We start from the raw sequence: 4,912 nt of genomic DNA, 5'->3' as shown, positions 1-4,912 counted from the left end.
GCCGAGCCCCGCCGCGATCCGCTCCCGTACCGCCGTCACCCCGTCGACCAGCGCGGACGAGAGAGTTGTCCGGGCGAGCACGGCCAGCGCGTGCTGCTGGGCCGTCTCGGTGAGGAGGGTGCCCAACTGCTCAAGGGGCGCGCCTCGCCACACGCCGGTGTCCGGGTCGACCGAGAAGTCGAGCCGTGCGGAGGCGAGGGCCGGGTCGCTGATGCGGTAGGTGACGGTCGCCTGGACCGCCACGTCCTGGAAGTCGGACGTACGGGCATGGAAGGTCATGGCCAACTCCCGGTCGTCGACCGGCACTTCGGAGAGTGCGGCGGTCAACGCGCGGAACCAGAAGCTGAGTCCGGGCCCGTCGTGCAGCAACTTGCCCGAGCGGTGGTGGCGGATGTGCGCCGTCGGAGCCCCGCGCAGGTGGCGCCAGCCCAGGCGCCGGGTGATGTCGGCCATCAGAGTCCCTCAGATCCGGTCAGAAGATCCCGTGAGATCCCGCATCGATCTCGTCAGTAAGACGATAATCGCCCGGCGTACTTGTCGTCAAGAGGACGAGAACAAGTGGCGGTATGACAAGTAGGGGGTGAACTCGGTCGGAGATGGTCAGGATGGAGACATGGCACTCCATGTCGACTCCGAGACCGGGCGGCTGCGCCGCGTCATCCTGCACCGGCCGGATCTTGAGCTCAAAAGGCTCACCCCCAGCAACAAGGACGCCCTCCTCTTCGACGACGTGCTCTGGGTGCGCCGGGCGCGCGCCGAACACGACGGCTTCGCGGACGTGCTGCGCGACCGCGGCGTCGCGGTCCACCTGTTCGGCGACCTGCTCGCCGAGGCCCTGGCGATCCCGGCGGCCCGGTCGCTGGTCCTGGACCGGGTCTTCGACGAGAAGGAGTACGGCCCCCTCGCCACCGACCACCTCCGTGCCGCCTTCGAGGCGCTGCCCGCCCCCGAACTGGCCGAGGCGCTGGTCGGCGGCATGACCAAGCGCGAGTTCCTGGAGGCCCACGCGGAGCCGACCTCCGTCCGCTTCCACGTCATGGACCTCGACGACTTCCTCCTCGCCCCCCTCCCCAACCACCTCTTCACCCGCGACACGTCCGCCTGGATCTACGACGGCGTCTCCGTCAACGCCATGCGCTGGCCGGCCCGGCAGCGCGAGACCGTCCACTTCGAGGCGATCTACCGGCACCACCCGCTCTTCCGCACCGAGAAGTTCCACGTCTGGTCCGAGGGGCAGGCCGACTACCCGTCCACCATCGAGGGCGGGGACGTACTCGTCATCGGCAACGGCGCGGTGCTCATCGGCATGAGCGAGCGCACCACCCCGCAGGCCGTCGAGATGCTCGCGCACAAGCTGTTCGCCGAGGGCTCGGCACGGACGATCGTGGCGCTCGACATCCCCAAGCAGCGCGCCTTCATGCACCTCGACACGGTGATGACGATGGTCGACGGCGACACCTTCACCCAGTACGCCGGACTCGGCATGCTGCGGTCGTACACCATCGAACCGGGCGTCGGCGACAAGGAGTTGAAGGTCACCGACCATCCGCCGGAGCACATGCACCGTGCGATCGCCGCCGCCCTCGGGCTGGACGGGATCCGTGTCCTGACCGCCACCCAGGACGTGCACGCTGCCGCACGCGAGCAGTGGGACGACGGCTGCAACGTCCTCGCCGTCGAGCCGGGCGTCGTCGTCGCCTATGAGAGAAACGCCACCACCAACACGTTTCTGCGCAAGCAGGGCATCGAGGTGATCGAGATCCCGGGCAGCGAACTGGGCCGGGGCCGGGGCGGACCGCGCTGCATGAGCTGCCCGGTCGAGCGGGACGCCGTGTAGCCGGACCGGGGACGGGTCGCCGTATAGAAATGCTAGGAGTCGTATAGAATTCCAAAAGTCCTTGTACCTGCACCGTTGGAGCGCCCCCATGGCGACAGTCCCGACCGCCCTCGCCGGCCGCCACTTCCTCAAGGAGCTGGACTTCTCCGAGGAAGAATTCCGCGGCCTGATCGAGCTGGCCGCCGAGCTGAAGGCCGCCAAGAAGGCCGGGGGCGAGACGCGGTACCTGTCGGGGAAGAACATCGCGCTGATCTTCGAGAAGACCTCGACGCGCACCCGCTGCGCGTTCGAGGTCGCCGCGGCCGACCAGGGCGCCTCGACGACCTACCTCGACCCGTCGGGCTCGCAGATCGGGCACAAGGAGTCCGTGAAGGACACCGCGCGGGTGCTCGGCCGGATGTTCGACGCCATCGAGTATCGCGGGGACAGCCAGGATGCCGTGGAAGAACTGGGCGCGTACGCGGGCGTGCCGGTCTACAACGGGCTCACCGACGACTGGCACCCCACCCAGATGCTCGCCGACGTGCTCACCATGACCGAGCACAGCGACAGGCCGGTGAAGGAGATCGCCTTCGCCTACCTCGGCGACGCCCGCTTCAACATGGGCAACTCCTACCTGGTCACCGGCGCGCTGCTCGGCATGGACGTACGGATCGTCGCCCCGAAGTCGTACTGGCCCGCGGAGGAGATCGTCACGGCCGCCCGCGCGCTCGCCGAGCGGAGCGGTGCGCGCATCACGCTCACCGAGGGGGTCGAGGACGGTGTCGCGGGCGCCGATTTCGTCGTCACCGACGTGTGGGTCTCCATGGGCGAGCCCAAGCAGGTCTGGGACGAGCGGATCGCGGCCCTCGCGCCGTACGCCGTGACCATGGACGTCCTGCGGGCCACCGGCAATCCGGACGTCAAGTTCCTGCACTGTCTGCCGGCCTTCCACGACCTCGGCACCAAGGTCGGCCGCGAGATATACGAGACCCACGGCCTGGACTCGCTGGAGGTCACGGACGAGGTCTTCGAGTCGGCCTACTCGGTCGTCTTCGACCAGGCGGAGAACCGGCTGCACACGATCAAGGCGATCCTGGTGGCGACCCTGGCCTGATCAGTCCTTGAAACGCCCGCCGGCTATCCCGCCGGACGCCACTGGGCCGGTACGACGGGCAGCCGGAACCACACCGCCTTGCCCGACTCGGTGGGGCGGTGGCCGCACGACGAGCTGAGCGCGCGGATCAGCAGCAGGCCGCGCCCGTGCTCCTGCCAGGGGTCGGGCTCCTCCTCGGCGGGCTTGGTCAGGGTCGCGGGCGGTTCCGGGTCGGGGTCGTGCACCTCGACCCGGCAGCCGGAGGGCAGCAGCTCGACCACGAGCTCTATGGGGGCGTCACCGGCGGTGTGCTCCACCGCGTTCGCGACCAGCTCCGCCGTCAGCAGCTCCGCGGTGTCGCTGTCGGCCGTGTGCTGGACCTCGGACAGAGCCGTACGGACCAGTGCGCGGGCCACCGGCACGGCCGCGGCGGTGTGCGGCAGTGCGATGCGCCAGGAGGCGGAGGCGGAGGGGCGTTCTTGCAAGGCGGGTCCGTTCATGGAGCAGGCTGTCCTGCTTTCAACTATATGAATGGTACGGCGCCCTTTGTCAGGGTCTCTCGGCGGGCGCCGTACGGGACCTTCGTCCCGGTACCGAGCGGCATACCCGGTTCAACGCCCTCTCTCGCACGACAGCTCCCCTTGTTACCGCGCTATTGACATCTCGTGACAAGAACGCCCTCGGGCCCCGTTCGAAACGGGGCCCGAGGGCGTTGTCGGCGAGAGGGGATCAGCCCAGGTCGGCCATGCCCGCCGTGAGCGTGGCGCCGTCCGCCGGGTCGATCACCAGGAACGCGCCCGTGCGGCGGGAGACCGCGTAGTCGTCGAGCGCGAGCGGCTCGGCGGTGCGCAGGGTGATCCGGCCCAGGTCGTTCGCGAGCAGCGCGGTGGCGCCGCCGAGGTCCTTGACGAGTGCCTTCACCGTCCGCGTCGTGTGCCGCAGCAGCACCCGGTCGCCGACCCGCAGCGGCCGGTCGGCCAGATGACAGACGGCGGCCCGGACGTCCTGGGTGAGCACGGGCGCGTCGACCCCGGCCGTGATCATGTCGCCGCGCGACACGTCCCGCTGGTCGGCGAGACGCAGACTCACCGACTGGGGCGCGTACGCCGCCCCGGCCTCGGTGCCGAGCACGGAGATCCCGGCGATCTCGGAGGCCTCACCGGACGGATGAACCGTCACGCGGTCGCCGACCCGCAGCGAACCGGACACCAACTGCCCCGCGTACCAGCGGACTTCACCGTCCCGGATCACATACTGCACGGGGAAGCGGGCCGGCGCGTCCGACGGGTCGGCGCCCACCGGGACGTTCTCCAGGAACTCCAGCAGCGCCGGGCCCTCGTACCAGTCCATGTGCGCCGAACGGTCCACCACGTTGTCGCCGACGAGCGCCGAGACCGGGATCGGCGCGAAGGACGGCAGCCCCAACTCGGCCGCGTGGCACGCGAATTCCTCGACGATCCGCTCGAACACCGCCTGCTCGTACCCGACGAGATCCATCTTGTTGACGGCCAGCACCACATGCGGCACCCGCAACAGCGCGGCCACGGCGGCATGCCGCACGGTCTGTTCCACGACACCGTTGCGCGCGTCGACCAGGACGATCGCCAGCTCGGCGGTGGAGGCACCCGTCACCATGTTGCGGGTGTACTGCACATGTCCCGGGGTGTCGGCGAGGATGAACCGCCTTCGGGGCGTGGCGAAGTAGCGGTACGCCACGTCGATGGTGATGCCCTGCTCGCGCTCGGCGCGCAGGCCGTCGGTGAGCAGTGCGAGGTCGGGCGCGTCCTGGCCGCGGTCGGCCGACACCCTTTGTACGGCTTCGAGTTGGTCGGTGAGGACCGACTTGGAGTCGTGCAACAGCCGTCCTACGAGCGTGGACTTGCCGTCGTCGACCGAACCGGCCGTCGCGAACCGCAGCGTGTCGATGGTGGTCGTGCTCATGGTCAGAAGTACCCCTCGCGCTTGCGGTCTTCCATCGCGGCCTCGGACAGCTTGTCGTC

General features: G+C 69.4%; 5 protein-coding genes (1 of these 5 cut by a window edge). 2 read left to right on the top strand and 3 right to left on the bottom strand.

Annotated elements, in window-relative coordinates; all coding sequences use genetic code 11:
- On the bottom strand, positions 1–453 hold the 5' end (the start) of the coding sequence (locus OC490_RS41710) for an SPFH domain-containing protein (RefSeq protein ID WP_262063268.1). Its footprint begins 633 nt before the window's first position; the window shows 453 of its 1,086 coding nt (coding positions 1–453); it begins with the start codon at positions 451–453; its stop codon lies beyond the left edge, outside the window.
- A 160-nt stretch (positions 454–613) separates the two neighbouring features.
- Between OC490_RS41710 and OC490_RS41705 the strand changes: the two genes are divergently transcribed.
- Together OC490_RS41705 and argF are read left to right on the top strand one after the other, a co-directional pair.
- The gene (locus OC490_RS41705; protein WP_201055709.1) at positions 614–1,837 is read left to right on the top strand and encodes an arginine deiminase; all 1,224 of its coding nucleotides are present in this window, start codon (positions 614–616) and stop codon (positions 1,835–1,837) included.
- 88 nt (positions 1,838–1,925) lie between these two features.
- Complete coding sequence (gene argF / locus OC490_RS41700) at positions 1,926–2,933, top strand: ornithine carbamoyltransferase (protein WP_262063267.1); 1,008 nt, start codon at positions 1,926–1,928, stop codon at positions 2,931–2,933.
- 23 nt (positions 2,934–2,956) lie between these two features.
- Here argF and OC490_RS41695 read toward each other — a convergent pair whose 3' ends face one another.
- Positions 2,957–3,412 carry an ATP-binding protein gene (locus OC490_RS41695; protein ID WP_262063266.1) on the bottom strand — a complete coding sequence of 152 codons (456 nt, stop codon included), beginning with the start codon at positions 3,410–3,412 and terminating at the stop codon, positions 2,957–2,959.
- A gap of 229 nt (positions 3,413–3,641) precedes the next feature.
- Positions 3,642–4,853: a sulfate adenylyltransferase subunit 1 gene (locus OC490_RS41690; protein WP_262063265.1), complete on the bottom strand. Its 1,212-nt coding sequence runs from the start codon at positions 4,851–4,853 to the stop codon at positions 3,642–3,644.
- Positions 4,854–4,912: the final 59 nt, after the last annotated feature.

The sequence above is a fragment of the Streptomyces sp. STR69 genome (genome assembly GCF_024519455.1).
GTDB lineage: Bacteria > Actinomycetota > Actinomycetes > Streptomycetales > Streptomycetaceae > Streptomyces.
Note: the sequence above shows the minus strand (reverse complement) of the source record. Positions and strands in the feature narration are given on the sequence as shown.